General features: G+C 44.9%; 11 protein-coding genes. 5 read left to right on the plus strand and 6 right to left on the minus strand.

Features of this window, described 5'->3' with window-relative positions:
- The first annotated feature begins 227 nt into the window (after nucleotides 1-227).
- On the plus strand, nucleotides 228-1,448 hold the full coding sequence (locus BLV62_RS23525; RefSeq protein ID WP_089764872.1) for an IS4 family transposase: 1,221 nt from the start codon (nucleotides 228-230) through the stop codon (nucleotides 1,446-1,448).
- A gap of 80 nt (nucleotides 1,449-1,528) precedes the next feature.
- On the opposite strand, the gene BLV62_RS23530 is transcribed toward BLV62_RS23525, so the two are convergent.
- The 3 genes from BLV62_RS23530 to BLV62_RS23540 form a co-directional block, all read right to left on the minus strand.
- Complete coding sequence (locus tag BLV62_RS23530) at nucleotides 1,529-2,494, minus strand: nucleotidyl transferase AbiEii/AbiGii toxin family protein (RefSeq protein WP_168927972.1); 966 nt, start codon at nucleotides 2,492-2,494, stop codon at nucleotides 1,529-1,531.
- Nucleotides 2,484-2,897: a DUF6088 family protein gene (locus BLV62_RS23535; RefSeq protein WP_089764875.1), complete on the minus strand. Its 414-nt coding sequence runs from the start codon at nucleotides 2,895-2,897 to the stop codon at nucleotides 2,484-2,486. Before BLV62_RS23535 ends, BLV62_RS23530 begins: the two co-directional genes overlap by 11 nt.
- A gap of 230 nt (nucleotides 2,898-3,127) precedes the next feature.
- On the minus strand, nucleotides 3,128-5,008 hold the full coding sequence (locus tag BLV62_RS23540) for a tetratricopeptide repeat protein (protein WP_089764877.1): 1,881 nt from the start codon (nucleotides 5,006-5,008) through the stop codon (nucleotides 3,128-3,130).
- 181 nt (nucleotides 5,009-5,189) lie between these two features.
- Between BLV62_RS23540 and BLV62_RS23545 the strand changes: the two genes are divergently transcribed.
- The gene (locus tag BLV62_RS23545; protein WP_089764879.1) at nucleotides 5,190-6,146 is read left to right on the plus strand and encodes a hypothetical protein; all 957 of its coding nucleotides are present in this window, start codon (nucleotides 5,190-5,192) and stop codon (nucleotides 6,144-6,146) included.
- A complete protein-coding gene (locus BLV62_RS23550; protein WP_089764881.1) occupies nucleotides 6,146-6,784 on the plus strand; it encodes a hypothetical protein in 639 nt (212 codons plus the stop codon). The genes BLV62_RS23545 and BLV62_RS23550 overlap by 1 nt, the downstream gene beginning before the upstream one ends.
- Nucleotides 6,785-6,830: 46 nt before the next feature.
- Here the strand turns inward: BLV62_RS23550 and BLV62_RS23555 are convergent, their stop codons facing one another.
- Nucleotides 6,831-7,340, minus strand: a complete 510-nt coding sequence (locus tag BLV62_RS23555; RefSeq protein WP_089764958.1) for an Lrp/AsnC family transcriptional regulator — start codon at nucleotides 7,338-7,340, stop codon at nucleotides 6,831-6,833.
- 211 nt (nucleotides 7,341-7,551) lie between these two features.
- Here BLV62_RS23555 and ppsA point away from each other — a divergent pair, with 211 nt between their 5' ends.
- Nucleotides 7,552-9,966 carry a phosphoenolpyruvate synthase gene (gene ppsA, locus BLV62_RS23560; RefSeq protein ID WP_089764883.1) on the plus strand — a complete coding sequence of 805 codons (2,415 nt, stop codon included), beginning with the start codon at nucleotides 7,552-7,554 and terminating at the stop codon, nucleotides 9,964-9,966.
- A 447-nt stretch (nucleotides 9,967-10,413) separates the two neighbouring features.
- On the opposite strand, the gene BLV62_RS23565 is transcribed toward ppsA, so the two are convergent.
- Nucleotides 10,414-12,828 (minus strand): glycoside hydrolase family 2 TIM barrel-domain containing protein, encoded by a 2,415-nt coding sequence (locus tag BLV62_RS23565; RefSeq protein WP_089764884.1) that lies wholly within the window; start codon nucleotides 12,826-12,828, stop codon nucleotides 10,414-10,416.
- Between the two features lie 540 nt (nucleotides 12,829-13,368).
- Entirely contained in the window at nucleotides 13,369-14,250 is an 882-nt protein-coding gene (locus tag BLV62_RS23570) for a helix-turn-helix domain-containing protein (RefSeq protein WP_089764887.1), read from the minus strand.
- Between the two features lie 108 nt (nucleotides 14,251-14,358).
- Here BLV62_RS23570 and BLV62_RS23575 point away from each other — a divergent pair, with 108 nt between their 5' ends.
- Nucleotides 14,359-18,432, plus strand: coding sequence for a hybrid sensor histidine kinase/response regulator transcription factor (locus BLV62_RS23575; protein WP_089764888.1), 4,074 nt, complete (start codon nucleotides 14,359-14,361; stop codon nucleotides 18,430-18,432).
- Nucleotides 18,433-18,453: the final 21 nt, after the last annotated feature.

Raw genomic sequence — 18,453 nt, forward strand, 5'->3', positions numbered from 1 at the left:
GATGGAATTTATTAAAGACACATATAAAGCATGGAGAAAAAAACACAATGCATCATCGCTTGCCTTTTCACCGTAATAAAGGAGGGGAGCTTCCCAGTCATGGTCGGAAGAAATATCTTCCGACTTTTTCTTTTTATATATTTTCTTGTGATTTCTTAACAATATATTGACAATCAACAAATTGTGTACATTCAAGTCTATTTTAGTGATTTATCTTTATTTAAGAAATGGCAAGGTTTAAAGATCATAAAATAGACATCAAACAGTTGCTTGGATTCATTCCGGAAGAACTTATTGCTAATTTATCACTTACCACGAAAGTTGATCATTATGCAAAAGTTCTTCATGGAAACAAGATGTTCTATTTGTTGATGTATGGAGTTTTAGAAAATGAGAAGCTTAGCCAGCGAACTTTAGAAGATACCTTTAATGATTCTGTTTTCAAGAAGCTTTTTAACCTTGATGAAAATGAAACCATACGCAGGAGCTCAATATCGGAAAGGCTTTCCAAGATGGATCCGGATTATTTCAGGCAAATATATGAACGTATCTATGATCAATTTTCCCAACAGTATTCCGCAGAAGAAAGAGGCCAGTATAATCTGATTCGTGTTGATAGCTCAATGGTGAGTGAAACGTGTGGTAAACTCAGTGAAGGTCTGGATAATAACAGCGGGAAAAAAGCAGTTAAATACAGCATCGCTTTTGATGGAATTTTGCCTTGCCATTTCAATGTATTTACTTCTCCAGGTTATGGTAGTGAGGATATAGCCTTGCCAGAGATGATACTGGAGCATGTAAAAAAAGAAGCCGGTCATCAGAATATTTATGTTTTAGACAGAGGCCTTCAATCAACCAGGGCCATGGCAGCTTTTAGTGATCAGGATATCACATTCATTTGTCGCGCAAAGGAAAACAGAAAGTTCGTAGAACTGGAGTCCTTTATCAGAGGAGATTGTCAGTTAGATCTGGGAGAATCCATTCTCCTCAAAGATTGCAAGGTTCAATTGTTTACGGGTGTACCTCAGCAGAGTAAAAACGGTAAGATTTATTATCGTGAGCAATTGATAGACACACCGTTTCGGCTGGTTATAATACGAAGCAAAATCAATGAAGGTAAAGAGTTTCATTTTCTAACCAATGACTTCGAACACTCAGCTGGTGAAATTGCTCAAGCATATAGGAGGCGGTGGGATATAGAAGTATTCTTCAGATTTTTAAAACAAGAACTCAACTTAAGTCATCTTGTTTCATTGAATAAAAACGGAATACAAATTATCTTATACATGACTTTGATTGTAGCTATGATGGTTCTTATCTATAAAAAATCCAACAACTTAAGTTATAAAACTGCAAAAAGAAGATTGGGTATGGAGATAAGGGATCTGGCAATGGCAATGATCATCGTGCAATGTGGTGGAAATCCTGATTTGTTCTTCAAAACATAGAAAAGGTCGGAATTTCTTCCGACCATGACTGGGAGCTTCCCCCCATTTTGAAACAATCAAATTTTAGGCTGTAATCCTTATCAGAAAGGGATTACAGCCATTTTTAACCCGATTTTTGTCGGACAATAATGATAAATAGTAGTTATTACAGGCATATAGGTATGCAGTGTTTCAATGGCCTGGGCAAAAGTAGGGGCACTGGTTCCGGGCGTATATGACATACTATTCACGAAGGTTTGGTATTCAGTTACATATTTTTCATCGGTTTGAAAAATTTTTATTGTTGCTGCAAACTTTTGAGGCATTGGCCATCCCGCTATTTTCTTACAACGTCTGTCGTCCCTGGCTATTGTGTCAATACACCTGGTTTTAAATGCAGGATGCATCAATGCTTCTTTGCTTAGCATGTGGAGATCATGTATATGCCGGATAATGGTAGGATCATCTTCTGCGGATGTTCGATCGCGATCTATCACACGCCATACTGTAGCGCTTAATTTGTCGGCGGCATTTTCTATTGGATTTGTACAGGTTATAGCTGGAATTTCCGGAGCTTTTTGACTTACTTCATTGATAAATGAAGTAACGGTTTTTTGAACAACGGGCAGATTTAACTTATTGCAGGAAACTTCAACCTTAATATCTGGTCTCATGCCTTCCTGGCCCTGGTAATAGCTAGGATATTCAACTAAAAATGTAAAAAATTTGTTCTCATTCAGTGCTATTAAACTGCCTTCTTTTATCTGATAGATGGCTGAGATTTTATCTAAAATTACATGCTTTAGATGGGACAATTTTTTTCGTAGCTGGGAACTGCTTAGTTCTTCTTGAGGAATGACCGTAAAATCTATATCTTCTGAAAATCGCTTTAAAATTTTATGAGCCTTTGACAGTGAGGTTCCTCCAGTAAATGTAAGCGTAAGATCTTCAGTTGGTATCGATGAAATTATTTGGAGTACCTGAACAACGTGCCAATCTTTTTCAACAAAAGCTTTGCTAATACCCAGCTCAGCAGCTACGTCTTCAATTAATTGTTTATCGGGCATATTCGAAATTAATGTATGCCTCATTGAATCCAATCCTCCGCGTTATTCGTCGATTTACCGCAATTTGGCGGCCTGTGGGGACTTGTGTAGATCGCCCCTGCCTGTAAGCAACTTCCGCTCGGGTAAGGGTGGTTTTAACGCCAAGTCTCTCCAAAGCTTTCTTTGCCAGATCAGGTAATGGCTCCGCCGGAATAACTTTTCCTGTAGCCGCTGATTTCCGCGTCTTTACATATACCCCTTGGCTAATTTTAATCAGTTTCTGCTTTTCAGTCAATGACTTAAGACCGCGGCCGACCTGATCATAATCACCAAGATCCGCAAAATCTTGCCGAAGCAACACGGTAGACTTCGTCCGCCGGATGCGCTCGTACATTCTGCTTTCTAAAGTCTTCTTCTTTTTCATTGATTATCAATTGTGTTTGACTACAAAGATACGACATTTTTGAGAAAAAAATTGTTTCTTGCCTAATCGCCGGAAACACTGTTTATATGAATTAAAGCTATTTATATTCAATAATTTATCATTGCACCCCCGGCTCCCGTATGCTGTTCGAACTTGAATAGAGTAAATACTTCGTGTTTCCTTTAGATTAATTTCACATCAATATCGGTATAAACACCTTTTACCTCCTCCTAAAAATCACACGACTTAATCAACCCATTTGCCAACGTAATCTTCTTAAACTGCCCATCCTTATCTATTTCCACGAACCGCTCCAGGCGTTGTGATCGCGCTACCAGGTAATCCTGGTCATAATAGTAATTGGTAGTGGTCATTACCGGACCATTTTGTGAAGTGTATGACCCGGTATAAATATGCGCTGTTTTCCGCTGGTTGAAACTATGCACCAACTGGATAAAATACCTGCCAGGCTTAAGTCCTTCAAATACGAACCGCCCGTCTGCCCCCGATATCGCTTCTATTGAATATTTATTCGCTTCTTTCGACATAAACACACCCGTATGAGCGCCTTCCTTTTTATCGCGGAGTTTATGCCACTCTTCCAGGTAAGGAGTTACCGGGAACAATCTTACTTTCACGCCGGCGGCACTGAAAATAAGCCCGTCCTTTTTGGTACATGCCCGCCCGGCGATGCTGGAAGTTCCACGCCCAAGCGCATCTGCCGCCATTTTAGCGTCGAACACTCCCTCGGGGTAGATCTCTTTGTACCCGCTGCTTCCTGAAGGTTCCAGCTTGCCTCCCAGGTCTACATACTTCTTTTTATCCTGGTTCGCCAGCTTGCTGTTGCCGATAGACTCATAAGCGCTTGCCCGGTTGAGGTATGCCAGCATGTTTTTAGGGTCTGCTTCAATAGCTTTGTTATAGTTCTCGATTGCCTGGCTGAAAGATTCTTTGTTATGATAATAAACGCCAATGTTCATCCAGGCATTGGAATATTTAGGATCTATTTCAAGCACACGCCTGTAATCGGCCAGACCCAGTTCCGGTTGCTGTTTCTGGTTCATGTAAATATTTCCTCTTTCTATCAGGGCATCTGCATAGCCAGGATTCAGGTTAACTGCGGTATTGTAATCTGCAAAGGCGGAATCGTATTGCTCCCAACGGGTATATACGCTACCCCTGTTCAAATAATATAAAGCCTTCTTAGGATTGAGCCGGATCGCTTTGCTGTAGTCATTATAGGCTTCCGCCATTTTGTTCTGCAGGTAATAAACGTTCCCCCGGTTGCCATAGAGATCCGCATCGTTGGGCGAGAGCTGTGCTACGCGCGCATAATCGGCCAACGCCAGGTCCAATTTTCCCTGCATTTTGTACATAACGCCCCGGTTGAACAACGCATCCACATCACCAGGTTTGTACTGCAGCGATTTCGTATAGTCTTCCGCTGCTTTGTCGTACTGCCGGCGCTCATAATACAATGTACCCCGGGAAAAATACAGGGCGCTGTAATCAGGGTTTATCCTTAAAGCATTGTTGTATTCAGATAACGCTGCGTCGCTCTGCTGTTTATCTGCGTAGATCCGTGCACGTTTTACATAGCAAACCGCGCACTGCGGGTTTAATTCCAGGGCTTTCGTATAGTCGGCAAACGCCGCATCGGCATTCTTACGGTAGTCGTTCACCGTACCCCTTGCATAATAGTCCAGCGAGGTTGCAGGACTGGAAAGCAACGAATAGGCTTTGTCGTACGCTTTCTTCGCCAGGTCATTTTTCTCCTGGTACTCATAGCACGCTGCTTTGAAAGCGAAGACCGCGCCGTTGTTGGGACTCAGGCGAAGCGCCTTGTCGTAATTAACCTGGGCGTTTACAAGGTCATTGTTTGTCACCAACACACGACCCAGGATCGCATAAGCCAGCGCATTATTTTTATCCTGTTCGATTGCATCTGTAGCCAGCGACTGCGCTTTGGTGAAATTCCCTGTCATAAATTGTGTGATAGCCTGGTCGGTGATCCGCTGTTGTGCATTAGCGGAAGAAAGGATCCCCGACATTATCAGGGCAATTGCAAGCGGGCGAACAATGCGTTTTGGGTTAGAAATGGCGGCATTCATCGTATTTAAATTCTTTATTATGGTTTTTCCCTGAACAAGATATTTTTCTGGTTTGCAAAGGTAGTTGACTAAATGCAGTTTACCATCGCTTTGCTAAAATATAACAGATGTTGTACATTTAATTTTATTGTTAACCGGATCAATGTTCGCAATGAATCACCACCCCGGATAAACGTTTACGATGGAAAAAGAATATACGACCCTACGGATAGAAGACAAGGACCTGATCAACGCCTGGAGCCGGAAATTTAAGATCGAGATCTGGGTCTGGGGCGTAGTAAGCATGCTTTTCCTGGGCTGCGCCGCCTGGATGTTTAGTATTTACCTGGAAGGAATCAAAGATATTCTTCCCGTAATCAGGCTTATGGCTGTCCTGATTTTATTGGTGCTGGCCAGGATTGCCAACCGCGTATACAATTTAATGAATGTAAAAAAATTCCTTAGCCGGAACGAAAAGTATATTATCTCGGGGAAAGTACAGGTACTACAGGTAAAAAAGTATAAATGGCTGATATATGAGGTAGGTGGGCAGGTGATAAAAGTGCAGGACCCCATTCTCCCTCCTTCAATACTCTACGCCAATATACGGAAAGACGCCAGGGTGCGGCTTCATATTGCTGCTATTTCCCCTTCCAAACAGGTGCTGTTGCAGGCCGAGTATGACGGCGTTCCTGCCGCAAAAAAGGAGTATGAAATGATAACGCAGGACGACCGGTTGCGTTATAACAATAAAAAGGATTCATGGAATGCCGTAAAAATATCCGCCGCTATTATGGCGGGTATCTGGATACTTACTTTTTTGCTGACGCCGCGCGACACCAGCCGGATCTTTGCTGTTATAGACCTGATTTGCTTTTTGCTGATAAGTGCTGTTATTTACTTCTCTTGGTGGCTCACCAATAGGTATCAGGAAAAAATGGTCATCACCGGAACGATTACCGAAATATTCAGGATCCGCTACCGTGTAGGAAAATCCAGCTACCGGGAAATGAACTGGTACAGGGCAGGAGGCGAAACTGTTCCGGGCCACACAACAGATAGCGATGGGCTATACATTGGAGCTACCGCCCGCTTTGAATGCTATGCTGATAAAAAAGGCCGTCGCGGCGCATTAATGAACATCAGGAGAGTAATGTGATGAAACGAAAAAATGATACTGCTAACGCTCCTAAAGCTAATTACAACTGGATATTTGTACTGGTGCTATTCGGCCTGATCCCGCTCCTTAAAAAGTGTATCTCCGATTACCGGTATAATACCGAGATCAGACCCATAAGGGATGGACTGATAGAAAGCTTTAAACGAAATGAAGGAGTGGTCCTGGGAGATACAGGAAGGATCTATGCGCTAACACCTACGGATACACTGAGAGCAGGTTACCATTGGTATAACGGCTACCGTTCCAGGCCCAACGACAGCATGCAGTTTCAGATAGGAGTGCGAACAGCGAAAGGAAACATCTTCTTCAGCCGGGATACGACCGTAGGGCAGGTTGTTTGTATCCTCATTGATACAAAGAACGATAGCAGCAAGAATACAAATGTATTCGGCATCTATTTTAAAGAAGGAACTGCCGAACCGTTGTACAACAATATGAATTTGAGAAGAGCGGTCATATACCTTGGCGACCCTGGGTATACCGGTTGTTTTATTGCCGATACTTTCGATAAAGACTCTCTTTCGGCACAGGGAATATTGGCCAGGCAGCGATTGCAGGTAATCCGCGAAGAGCTGGTGAAAAGGAAGATAGATTCATTCTTTATAAAAACATATTGAGTAAAAAATTGACCGGCTTGAACAGAACCTTTCGACAGCCTACTTTTTAAATTCCTTTATTTTTTTGTTGCAACTTAAGCGGCAGTCCGGTTTTAAGGTTGAGCTCCACTTCCTGTTTTGTTTCTGCCAAAGCAAACAGGCTGCGTATCTTGGAGATATTTTCGAGTTTAGACAATTTGGTAAGGTTAAATAGTTCGTATGCTTCCATGTCAGCTACCAACACTTTAATAAGGTAATCGAACTGGCCGTTCATTTTGTAGCATTCCATTACTTCAGGAAAGGTATCTATCTGCTGCTCAAACGCCAGCAGCCTGTCGTGCCCGTGTTCTTTGAGCGTAACGCTGGTCCACGCTACCAGGTTCTTTCCCAGTTTGTTTTTATTCAATACGGCGATGTAGCGTAAAATATACCCTTCTGCTTCGAGGCGTTTTACCCTCTCAAAGATCGAGGTAACCGACTTACCTAACCTGGCTGCAATCTCTTTGTTGGTGGTCCTGGCATCCTCCTGCAATATGTCCATTATACACATATCGATCTGGTCAGGTGTGAAACTCATGGTGGTTTTTTTTCCAAAAATAGGGATACTCATACTGATTTAACGAAAAAAAGTCGACGGCCCCGCTATTTTTTAGTTTTGTTTTCGCTTTTCTCATTAACCCCGCTATCCGATTGCAACATGCGCTATGTTTGCCGGTATAGAACTAAACCACGTTTTGGAAGACCTGTAAGATCCTTCCATCATTATTATTCATTAAACTCATTTACACATGAGACAGCATATTGTACTGCCGCTGGAAGCGGTGGGGATGGATGCTATTGCATTGGTGGGAGGTAAATCTGCTTCCCTCGGAGAGATGATCGCTAACCTCTCGGAAGCCGGCGTTGCTGTGCCGGCGGGATTTGCCATCACAACCAAAGCGTATTACGATTTCATGAAACATAGCGGGCTCGAACAGTTTATCGCAGAGCAGGTGGCAACAGTCGATTACAACGATATTGTGACCCTGCGGAGGGCCGGTCAGAAGATCCGGCAGGCTATCAGCAGCACCCGTTTCCCGCGTGAACTGAGCGAAGAGATCATCGATGCCTATTACACGCTGTCGCAGCAGTATGGGCAGGAACAGACAGATGTGGCAGTAAGGTCGTCGGCAACCGCCGAAGACCTGCCCGATGCTTCGTTTGCGGGGCAACAGGAAACGTTTCTGAATGTAAGGGGGCCTGTTGCATTGATAGACGCTGTCAGGAATTGTTTCGCATCCCTGTTCACCGACCGCGCTATCAGCTACCGGCAGAATTTCGGATATGATCATTTTAGTATAGGCCTTTCCGTTTGCGTGCAGAAGATGGTGCGTTCAGACCTTGGGGCATCGGGAGTTGCATTTTCACTTGATACCGAATCCGGTTTTAAAGATGTGGTAGTGATCAACGGTTCCTTTGGCCTGGGCGAAATGGTAGTACAGGGCGCTGTATCGCCAGATGAATTCATTGTGTTTAAACCCTGCATGCAGGAAAATTATGTGCCGATCATAGAGAAGAAGTTGGGGGTGAAGGATAAGAAAATGGTGTATGGAGAAAGCAGTGATGAACGCACGAAAATTATCCCCGTTGCGAAGGAACAGCAGCAACATTTTTGTTTAAGCGATAGCCAGATCATGCAGCTGGCTACCTGGGTACGCGGTATAGAAACCTATTATACAGGGAAGAAAGGCCGTTGGTGCCCGATGGATATAGAATGGGCGGTAGACGGGTTAACGGGCGAGCTTTATATAGTACAGGCAAGGCCTGAAACGATCCACTCCCGCAAGGATCACAACATTGTTACCACTTACACTATCGATCATGGCGGCGAAACGCCTGTGACTTTGCTGAAAGGGATTGCCGTAGGCGACAAGATCGCCGCCGGTAATGTTAACATCCTCTTTTCCCTGGACAACAGGTTGATCAACGGCAGCCAGTTTAAGCCCGGCGATGTATTGGTTACGGAGATGACAGACCCCGACTGGGAACCTATAATGAAAATGGCATCGGCCATTGTTACGAATAAAGGGGGCCGTACCTGCCATGCCGCCATAGTAGCCCGGGAAATGGGTATCCCGGCTATAGTGGGTTGCGGCAACGCTACCGAAAAGCTGAATGCCGGGCAGCAGATCACTGTCAGCTGTGCAGAAGGCAGCGACGGTATTGTATACGACGGCATCCTGCCGTTCAGGGAAGAGCAGATGGACCTGAGTAAACTGCCTGCTATCCGTACCCCGTTGATGCTGAACGTAGGCTCGCCATCCATGGCCTTCCAGTTTACGCACCTGCCTAACAGGGGAGTAGGGTTGGCAAGAGAAGAGTTTATTATCAACAATTATATAAAGGCCCATCCGCTGGCCTTACTGCAACACCGGCAGCTGAATGATCCGGAACTTTCTACAGCCATTTCACAACTGATACAGGGGCATGCAGATGAAGCCAGTTATTTCGTTGATAAACTGGCATATGGAATAGGAAAAATTGCGGCGGCATTTTATCCTGAAAAAGTGATCGTACGTTTCTCGGATTTTAAAAGCAACGAGTATTTCAATCTCCTGGGTGGCAAGTATTTCGAACCGGAAGAGGAAAACCCGATGATCGGCTGGCGCGGCGCATCGCGGTACTATTCACCGCAGTACAAACCGGCATTTGAACTGGAATGTAAAGCCATACGAAAAGTGAGGGAAGTAATGGGGTTGAGGAATGTAGTAGTAATGATCCCTTTCTGTCGTACGGTAGAAGAGTTGCAGCTGGTGCTGGCTACAATGAGCGAATTTGGATTGACAAGAGGGCAGCAGGGGCTGGAGGTTTACCTGATGGCTGAACTGCCTTCTAATATTATGATGGCGGAAGAATTTTCTGTATACATAGATGGATTCTCGATTGGATCCAATGATCTGACTCAGCTCACACTTGGTCTCGACAGGGATTCTTCCCTGGTGGCCAATCTTTACAATGAGCTTAATCCTGCTGTTCAGCGTATGATCGCTCGCCTGATAGGAGTGGCAAAGCAGAACAAGGTAAAAGTAGGTATTTGCGGGCAGGGGCCATCCGATTTCCCTGAATTTACCAAGTTCCTGGTAACGCAGGGCATAGAAAGTATTTCAGTTACACCAGATGCAATCATAAAAACGGTGAAGGCGATCCACGAAGCGGAAGATTAGAAAAGCCAACCACGGCGGGCATCGATCATGATGTTTCGCTGCATTAAAAAAGGCGTCTCGAAACCGGGACGCCTTTCATTTGCATTCGCAGGAATGCTTTCAGTTTAAACCAATAAGTAACTGACACTGACAAACGGCGCCGGCGCGTACCCTTATTCGAAAAATGCCCGTATTCATAGCATTTGTTCTATTGCCAGCCGCCGTCGTCAGTCGGGTCGTCAGCGGGGTTAATTTTCATTCACTCTAATTAACAGCTATTCAGTGTTGAATCACCATTTGTCTATTGGTCGCCTTTTAAAAGGTATCCAATGCTGTCTGCCGGCCATCGTTCCTTCCTGCAGCTGATGCCAGCCAGGGGAGATGATTGTTTTTTACCGGCCATAATATTTTCAGTTAACAGGCATGTTTTCTTTAAAGTTCTACCTGGCAAAAAGCTTCTCCGCCGGTTTATTCCGCCTTCAATATCGTTGTTGCCATAGGCAATGATTTACTCCTGGCTGTAAGGGTGATCTTTCCCTTGCGGTTGGTTGACTGGATGATGGCCATACATTTCCCTTGCCAGGCTTCCATGTGATCGCCTTTTAACGGGGTATGGCTTTGCTGATCACCGTTGCCTACCGCTACCAGTTTTCCCGCGCCGCTCACTTCAAAGCTGATATCATTATCCGCAAAAGGAACAGGGGCGCCATTGGCATCCAGCAATTGCACTGCTACATAACATAAGTCCTGCCGGTTGGCTTTTAATGTTTCCCGGTCAGGCGACAGCGCTATTTTTGCGGGTTCTCCTGTTGTCTGAACAGCAAAGGAAACTGTTTTGCCATCCGCTGTTTTTCCTATTGCTTCCAGTTTGCCTGGTTCGTAAGGAACTTCCCAGAAAAGAAAGGCTTCTTTTTTAAGATCCCATCTCCGTACGCCCAGCGATCTGCCATTCAGTTTCAACTCCACTTCCGGAACATTGGTATAAACATGCACAGCCAGCGTATCACCGGTCTTGTTATGATTCCAGTGGGTTTCCACTTTAGGCCAGCCCCAGAACGAGCATACCTCCCTGTTGCGGGCCGATTCGTCGGTTTGTACTGCTATATGCACCATTGGCGTGTCGTTCCATAATGCTTTCCTGAACCAGTAAGCAGGTTTTGGAAAATCGCACATATCAATAAGGCCGCACGATGCTCCACGCCATGGCCAGTTGGGCCATACTTTCCAGAAGTCGCAGCCGCTGCCTACGTCGCCTATTCCCGCTTCCCCGATATAATCGAAACCGGTCCATAGAAATTCGCCTGCAACGTAGTCTTTCAACTGCCCTTCCAGCCATTGGTCGTATGAGCGTAGCTGCCAGCAAGAACCGGGATGATAGGGATAAATGACAGTTTCTGATCCGAATATTACCCGCTCCGGATATTTCTCATGGTCTGTCTTATAAAATGCTTCCTGGTAGTTGTAACCAACCATGCCCAGCATCTGCGCCATCCCGAAATTGTTAACATTAACTATTTCGTTGCAGGCTGCGGTAAACGGGCGGGAATCGTCGTATTGGCGCGAGGCAGCCATCAGCATGCCTGTTATCTTTAATGCATTTTCTTTATTATACTGTTCACGTACTTCATTGCCCAGGCTCCAGGCAATTACAGAGGCATGGTTCCTGTCGCGTTTTATCCAGTTCTCTACATCTTTTTCATACCATTTCATAAAATGGGGTGAATAACCTGCGGGTGTTTTTCCATCTGCCCATTCATCGAATATTTCATCGATCACCACCAAACCCAGGCTGTCGGCATAGGCGAGCAATTCCGGCGCCGGTGGATTATGGCTCATCCTGAGTGCATTACATCCCATTTGTTTAAGCAGCAGCAACCGGCGTTTATAGGTATCGTTAAACACCGCCGCGCCTAATGGTCCTCCGTCGTGGTGCATATTTACACCTTTCAGTTTCACATGTTTGCCATTCAGGAGAAATCCTTTATCAGCATCGAAACGGGCCGTTCTTATACCGAAAGGCATAACATACGTATCGGTTATCGCACCGCCTGATCTTACTTCTACAGATAGCTGGTATAAGGCAGGTTGGTCTACAGACCACAGGATTGGTTGACCAACCCGGATGTTTTGTTTGCTTGTTGTAACGCCAGGCTGTGCATCAACTCCTGATTCAGCTCTCGCAGCTACCTTGCCCGAAGGATCTATAAGTTTGGCTGTTATGGTACAATGTTGAACTTTATTTTTTTTATTATCCAGTTCAATGGAAATATCAACTTTCGCTTCATCGCTATTAGCTTCTGTGGTATGTGCAAACACCCCCCATTGGGCAATGTGTACCGGGTTCCTGGCAACCAGCCATACATGACGGTATATACCTGCGCCGGTATACCATCTTGAGTTGGGTTGCTCGCGGGTATTGACTTTTACCGCAATCACATTATCCTTGCCGGCAGGATTCAGATACCTGGTGAGGTCGTAATAAAAAGATGAATAGCCATAAGGACGAATACCCAGGTAATGGCCATTGATCCATACTTCGCTGTTGCGATAAACGCCGTCGAAAAGTATATCAACCTGCTTGCCTGCCAATGTAGTTGTTGTTTTGAAATGTTTCCTGTACCAACCGGTTCCGCCATATGCATATCCTCCACCGGCCCCGGAACGGTAACTGGAATCGAATGGGTGTTCAATACTGAAATCATGCGGAACATCTAAAGAGCGCCATTGCGAATCGTCGAATTGTACCTGCTCTGCGCCAGTTTGATCATTTAACGTGAACTTCCAGTCAAAATCGAAAGGAATCCTGCTATTGACAGGTTGTTGCCCCCGACCGGGTAGTGAGAAGATAATTATCAACAGCGTGAAATAGGAAAATTTAGTCATTCTGCTTTACTTTATCGGATTTGTAACGCTGCGGATACAACTGTTTGTTGGTATCCTTTACCGGCGGTTCAGGACAGCATACCTGCCCTGTGTACGTGGTAAAAGGACCTGAGTGCCTCTTTCGTGGTTTTTATACGAAGTATCAGCTACATGGAATAAGGATTTCAAAGTTATACGGCACAGGGCAATGCCAAGGGGCACAGATGTTTTAGATTAGGGTGTAAAATGTTACAGGGCCTTTAAAATTGCGGCCCAGGCAGCCTGGGAACAAGACAAATTGCTTATAGGGTTAAATTGACACTTAATTAATTACCTCGTTTTTTTGCTTCAAAATTTACATAATTGTTATAATGACAATTATAATTTATAAATTGCCATCGTTAAGATTCCAGTTATGAAGATTACGGTGAATATTTTACCAGGAAATAGCAGATTCGCCCGTTTATTATCACTCAGGAAAAGGCACGATACAGCTATTCAGTTGAGAAGCTGACAGGAGAGTTGTAAAAATAGAATATCCGGCAGTTGGAGGATGTTGTTTCAGTAGTCGCTGTTCTTTGCCAGGAGCAATATTTTCTTTTTATGGCTGCCGGGATTTTCGCCTGTCATCTTTTTAAAGAAACGGTTAAAGTAGGAGTTGTTCTCAAAACCCAGGCTGTAAGCCAGGTCTTTAATGGTGATGTCCTGGGTCAACATCATCCGTTGGGCTTTTTCTATTTTCTTTTCATTGATGTATTTACCTGGCGTACAACCCATGTTTTTCTTGAACAGCCGGATGAAATGATCCTTTGTAAGAAAACAGGTTTCAGCCAATACATCAATGCTGATCGGCTTGTGGAGATTGGTACGTATGTAATGCAACGATTGCTGGATACGTTTATCGATATTCAGTTTTTTGTCGGAAGCTTGTACCAGGAAACGCGACAGGAGCTGTTTAATGATGCCCTGGGCTTCCATTTCATAGCCAAAGGGTACACTTTTTTGCAGCGATATATTCCTGACCAGGGTAGGGAGGTTATCGTAAGACCAGGGATCGAAATATTGCAATTTTCTTTCGGGGTTGATCTCCGCCAGCCGCTTGATCAGTTGTATGGTCAACTGGTCTGCCTGGATTTCAACCGGGAAGTCCATCAGGTCAAAGATACTGGGGTGATTAGACAGTTCTTCATATATATGTATATAATAGAGCGATAAAGGGCCGTCACATTCATATCCATGATTCGTATAGGCAGGCGTAAGATATAAATGGTCTTTATGAAGCCGGTATACTTTATTGTCCCTGATCAGCTTGGCTGTGCCGCTTTCAATAAAATGTATCCTGATGAACGGGCTGCATACATTTTTCCAGTTCCAGTCGGCATTGTGAAGGGCCTGACCAATATTCAGTAAGATAAAATTCGGTTGCGTCAGTTCTCTGCTCATATCTGGTCAGTTTGATGGTAGATCGATAAAGTATAACTTTTTATCGATAAAGGTAAAACCTAAAAATTATACTATGGGTACTTTTGAAAAAGGGATAAACGATTTGGAATGCGGTTACAGATTTTGATAATTTTATTGTTGCAGTCACTTATCTCCTTTGCGCAGAGTGAATACTTTAATTTTTCTAAACTTAATATACAGAATGGCTTATCCCATAACCAGGTGAATGCCATATTAAAGGATTCCGATGGCTTTGTCTGGATAGCTACTGTATCAGGCCTTAACCGGTTTGACGGATACTCATGCAGGATCTTTCGCACCGTGCATAACGACAGCACTGCATTGAAGAGCAATAACATCGTGTCGTTGTATGAGCTGCCTGACAGGAAAATGGGAGTGGGAACAACAGAAGGTCTTTGCATCTATAACCCCGATACCGAGCGGTTCAATGCAAATGGGGATGCTTACCTGAAGGAACTCGGCTTGCCGGGCGGATGGATTAAACATATCAGGAAAGGCGGAAATGGAAGGTATTGGTTCCTGTACAACGATGGAAAACTGTTCCGGTACTCGGCATCTACAAAACGGTCTTCAGCCTTTCCTTCATCCCCCCGAGAACCGGGACGGGAGAAGATCATTGACATGGGTGAAACGAAGGATGGGAAGCTCTGGATACTCTACGACAGCAAACTTATTGAAGCATACGATGCAGGTTCGGGCAAACTCCTGACCGCCAGTACCGTGATCCAGAATGGTTCCAGCAAGCCTGAAGATATGTATATCGACGAAGATGGAGATATCTGGCTCTGGGGATTCAACACGGGGATCATCTTCTTTAACCCTGCTACCTACAGCACCAGGCTGATAGATAAAAATACTTCTCCCACCAGGCTAAATGCCAGTATTGTAAATCATGTGGTGCAGGACAGCCACGGGATTATCTGGATAGGCACCGATCATGGCGGTATAACGCTGATCGACAAAAAGAACAACTTCAAAACTGAAAACCTCGTCAATATTCCCGATGATCCTAAGAGCATCAGCCAGAACAGCATCACAGCCATGTACAAAGACGACAGGGGGATCATCTGGCTGGGCACCTACAAACTGGGAGTAAATTACCTGAACAACAGCATCGTTCAGTTCCCCTATTACCGCCACCAGGGCGCAAGAACAACGAGCCTGCCATACGACGATGTAAACCGCTTTGTTGAAGACCGGCAGGGCAACCTGTGGATAGGAACCAATGGAGGCGGACTTATCTACTTCGACAGGCAAAAAAACACTTTTAAACAATACCTGCACGAGCCGGGCAATCCAAACAGTCTTAGTAACAATGTGATTGTAAGCTTATGGATGGACCATGACAACGTGTTATGGATAGGTACTTATGTGGGCGGGTTAAACAGGTTCGACGGAAAACGGTTTACTGCCTACAGGCATAACAATGCGGATACTTCCAGCCTGTCGGACGATAAGGTTTGGGAAATATTTGAAGATAAAGACCAGCAGTTGTGGGTAGGAACGCTGGGAGGAGGCCTGGATCGTTTAGACAGGAGAACCGGGAAGTTTGAGCATTTTAAAAGCGAGGCGGTAGCCCCGGCCTCAGAACGCGTTTCCGCTATCCTGCAAGACAGGAAAGGCAACCTCTGGATAGGAACCGATTTTGGTGTTTCAGTACATAAACCTGACGGAACCCGTTTGCGTGTTTACCAGTATTCGGCCGGTAAGAATGGCCTCAGTAGCAGCAGCATAATATGTTTGCTGGAAGATAGCAGGGAGAATATATGGGTAGGTACCAGGGAAGGACTGAATATCATAAACAGTAAAACCGGGGGCATACAAACATTTACGGTATCAGAGGGGCTGCCTGATAACCTGGTATTGAATATATTGGAGGATGCGCATCATTCCATCTGGGTTTCTACCTCCAACGGGTTATGCAATATCATACCAACCCAGGACAAAGACAGTATCAGGATCGCTGTTGTAAATTATGATGAGAACAATAACCTGCAAAGCCGGGAGTTCAATGAAAATGCAGCGCTTAAAACTGCAAAAGGGGAGCTGGTTTTCGGCGGGCCTGCAGGCTTTAATATCATTGATCCTGAAAAGATCGGGAAACATTCCTATCCGGCGGCGATCACGCTTACCGGCTTCGATATTTTGAATAAAAGTATTGTTCCCGGCCAGGTGGTGAATAACCGGGTATTGTTGCCGGAGGCTTTGCCGAAGCTGGAAACAGTGAATCTCAAATACCATGAAAATGTTTTCTCTATAGAATTCGCGTCCCTGGATTTTGCCGCCAGCAAGTATGATAAATATGCTTACCGCCTGAAAGGTTTCAATACCGATTGGTTATATGCCGATGGAAGCCAGCGGAGGGCCACTTATACGAACCTGGACCCGGGGCATTACATCTTTGAAGTAAAGGCGCTGAATAAAGGAGGGAGCTGGGGACCCATTAAAACCCTGAACATCAATATTACGCCGCCATTCTGGCGAACCCCATGGGCCTATATCATTTACCTGTTGGTAAGTTTGTGTATATTCTTCCTGGTCCGCAAAATGATCCTCGACCGGATACACATGCGTTTCGTGTTGCAGCAGCAGCGAAGGGAGGCCGACAGGATAAGAGCTATCGACCAGATAAAGACCAAGTTCTTCACCAATGTCAGCCACGAGTTCCGCACTCCTTTGAGCCTCATTATCGCGCCTTTAGACAGGATTATCAAACAAACTTCCAATGAAGAGCACCGGAAACAATTGAACCTCGTGCAGCGAAATGCCGGTCGCCTGCTTAACCTGGTAAATCAATTGCTGGATTTCCGGAAGATAGAAGTGCAGGAGATGAAGTTGCATCCGTCGGTAGGCGATATCGTCAGGTTTACCAGCGATATCTGTTTTTCGTTTAATGATATCGCCGGAAAGAAGAATATACACCTGTCGTTTACGTCGGATGTCGACAACCTGGAGGTCTATTTTGATAAAGACAAGGTGGAAAAGATCCTTTTGAACCTGATTTCCAACGCATTTAAATACACGCATGAAAACGGCAGCGTGACGGTAAGCCTCCAATATACCATGCAGCCCGATATGGAACGGGAGGGTACCATAGTCCTGGAAGTGAAAGATACAGGGATAGGGATACCTGAAGACCAACATGAAAAGATCTTTCACCGGTTTTTCCAGTCAGATGTCCCTGAAAGCATGGTAAACCAGGGTACAGGCCTTGGCCTGGCCATTACAAGAGAATTTGTAAGGCTTCATGGAGGTAATATCACTGTTAAAAGTGAGCCGGGAAAAGGCTCCTGTTTTACCGTGATGCTGCCTGCGAGGAAGATGTTGAACGTTCCTGCACTTCCGGAGGCTGATACGGCTGCTGTCAACGAACCAGAGTTCATCGATAAAAAGAGCAAGAAGAAGTCTTTGCTCCTGGTGGAAGACAACGAGGACCTGCGTTTCTACCTGAAAGATAACCTGAAGGGGTTATATAATATCATAGAAGCGACTAACGGGCTGGAAGGCTGGGAGAAAACAAGGTCGCTCATTCCTGACCTGGTGGTCAGCGACATAATGATGCCATTGATGGATGGGGTAGAACTGGCAAAGAAGATCCGCTCTGAAATGACTACTTCTCATATACCTATTATTCTGCTTACCGCCATGGGCAGCGAAGAAAAACAATTGGAGGCCTTATCTGTTGGCGTAAACGACTACGTCACCAAGCCGTTTACCTACGAAATCCTGGTTTCCAGAATGAAAAATCTATTAGCCCAGCAAAAACACCTTCAGAAACGTTTCCAGCACGAGGTAGAGGTTAAACCCAGTGAGATCACTGTCACCTCTATTGACGAGCAATTCTTAAAACAGGCATTGGAAATTGCTGAACGACAGATGGATAACCCGGGTTTTTCCATCGAAGATTTCAGCCGGGAAATGTTCGTTAGCCGCGTTACCTTATACCGGAAGATCATGTCGCTTACCGGCAAGTCGCCTTCCGATTTCATCCGATCCGTTCGGCTGAAAAGAGGAGCTCAATTATTACAGAAAAGCGGAATGTCGGTTTCCGAGGTGGCGTACCAGGTCGGGTTTAATGATCCGAAGGTATTCAGGAAGTTTTTTAAAGAAGAATTTAACATCACTCCCTCGCAATACGCGGCTAATCATAAAAGTGTTTAGCAACCGGTTGTTACGCTGAAA

This window comes from Chitinophaga terrae (ex Kim and Jung 2007), from assembly GCF_900107795.1.
Classification (GTDB): domain Bacteria; phylum Bacteroidota; class Bacteroidia; order Chitinophagales; family Chitinophagaceae; genus Chitinophaga; species Chitinophaga terrae.

Bases quoted from the DNA above. Each gene is read 5' to 3' on its own strand.
- ppsA (WP_089764883.1), top strand. From the start codon at position 7,552: ATGAGACAGCATATTGTACTGCCGCTGGAAGCGGTGGGGATGGATGCT.
- BLV62_RS23535 (WP_089764875.1), bottom strand. From the start codon at position 2,897: ATGAAAAAGAAGAAGACTTTAGAAAGCAGAATGTACGAGCGCATCCGG.
- BLV62_RS23555 (WP_089764958.1), bottom strand. From the start codon at position 7,340: ATGAGTTTCACACCTGACCAGATCGATATGTGTATAATGGACATATTG.
- BLV62_RS23570 (WP_089764887.1), bottom strand. From the start codon at position 14,250: ATGAGCAGAGAACTGACGCAACCGAATTTTATCTTACTGAATATTGGT.
- BLV62_RS23575 (WP_089764888.1), top strand. From the start codon at position 14,359: ATGCGGTTACAGATTTTGATAATTTTATTGTTGCAGTCACTTATCTCC.
- BLV62_RS23545 (WP_089764879.1), top strand. From the start codon at position 5,190: ATGGAAAAAGAATATACGACCCTACGGATAGAAGACAAGGACCTGATC.
- BLV62_RS23530 (WP_168927972.1), bottom strand. From the start codon at position 2,494: ATGCCCGATAAACAATTAATTGAAGACGTAGCTGCTGAGCTGGGTATT.
- BLV62_RS23525 (WP_089764872.1), top strand. From the start codon at position 228: ATGGCAAGGTTTAAAGATCATAAAATAGACATCAAACAGTTGCTTGGA.
- BLV62_RS23550 (WP_089764881.1), top strand. From the start codon at position 6,146: ATGAAACGAAAAAATGATACTGCTAACGCTCCTAAAGCTAATTACAAC.
- BLV62_RS23565 (WP_089764884.1), bottom strand. From the start codon at position 12,828: ATGACTAAATTTTCCTATTTCACGCTGTTGATAATTATCTTCTCACTA.
- BLV62_RS23540 (WP_089764877.1), bottom strand. From the start codon at position 5,008: ATGAATGCCGCCATTTCTAACCCAAAACGCATTGTTCGCCCGCTTGCA.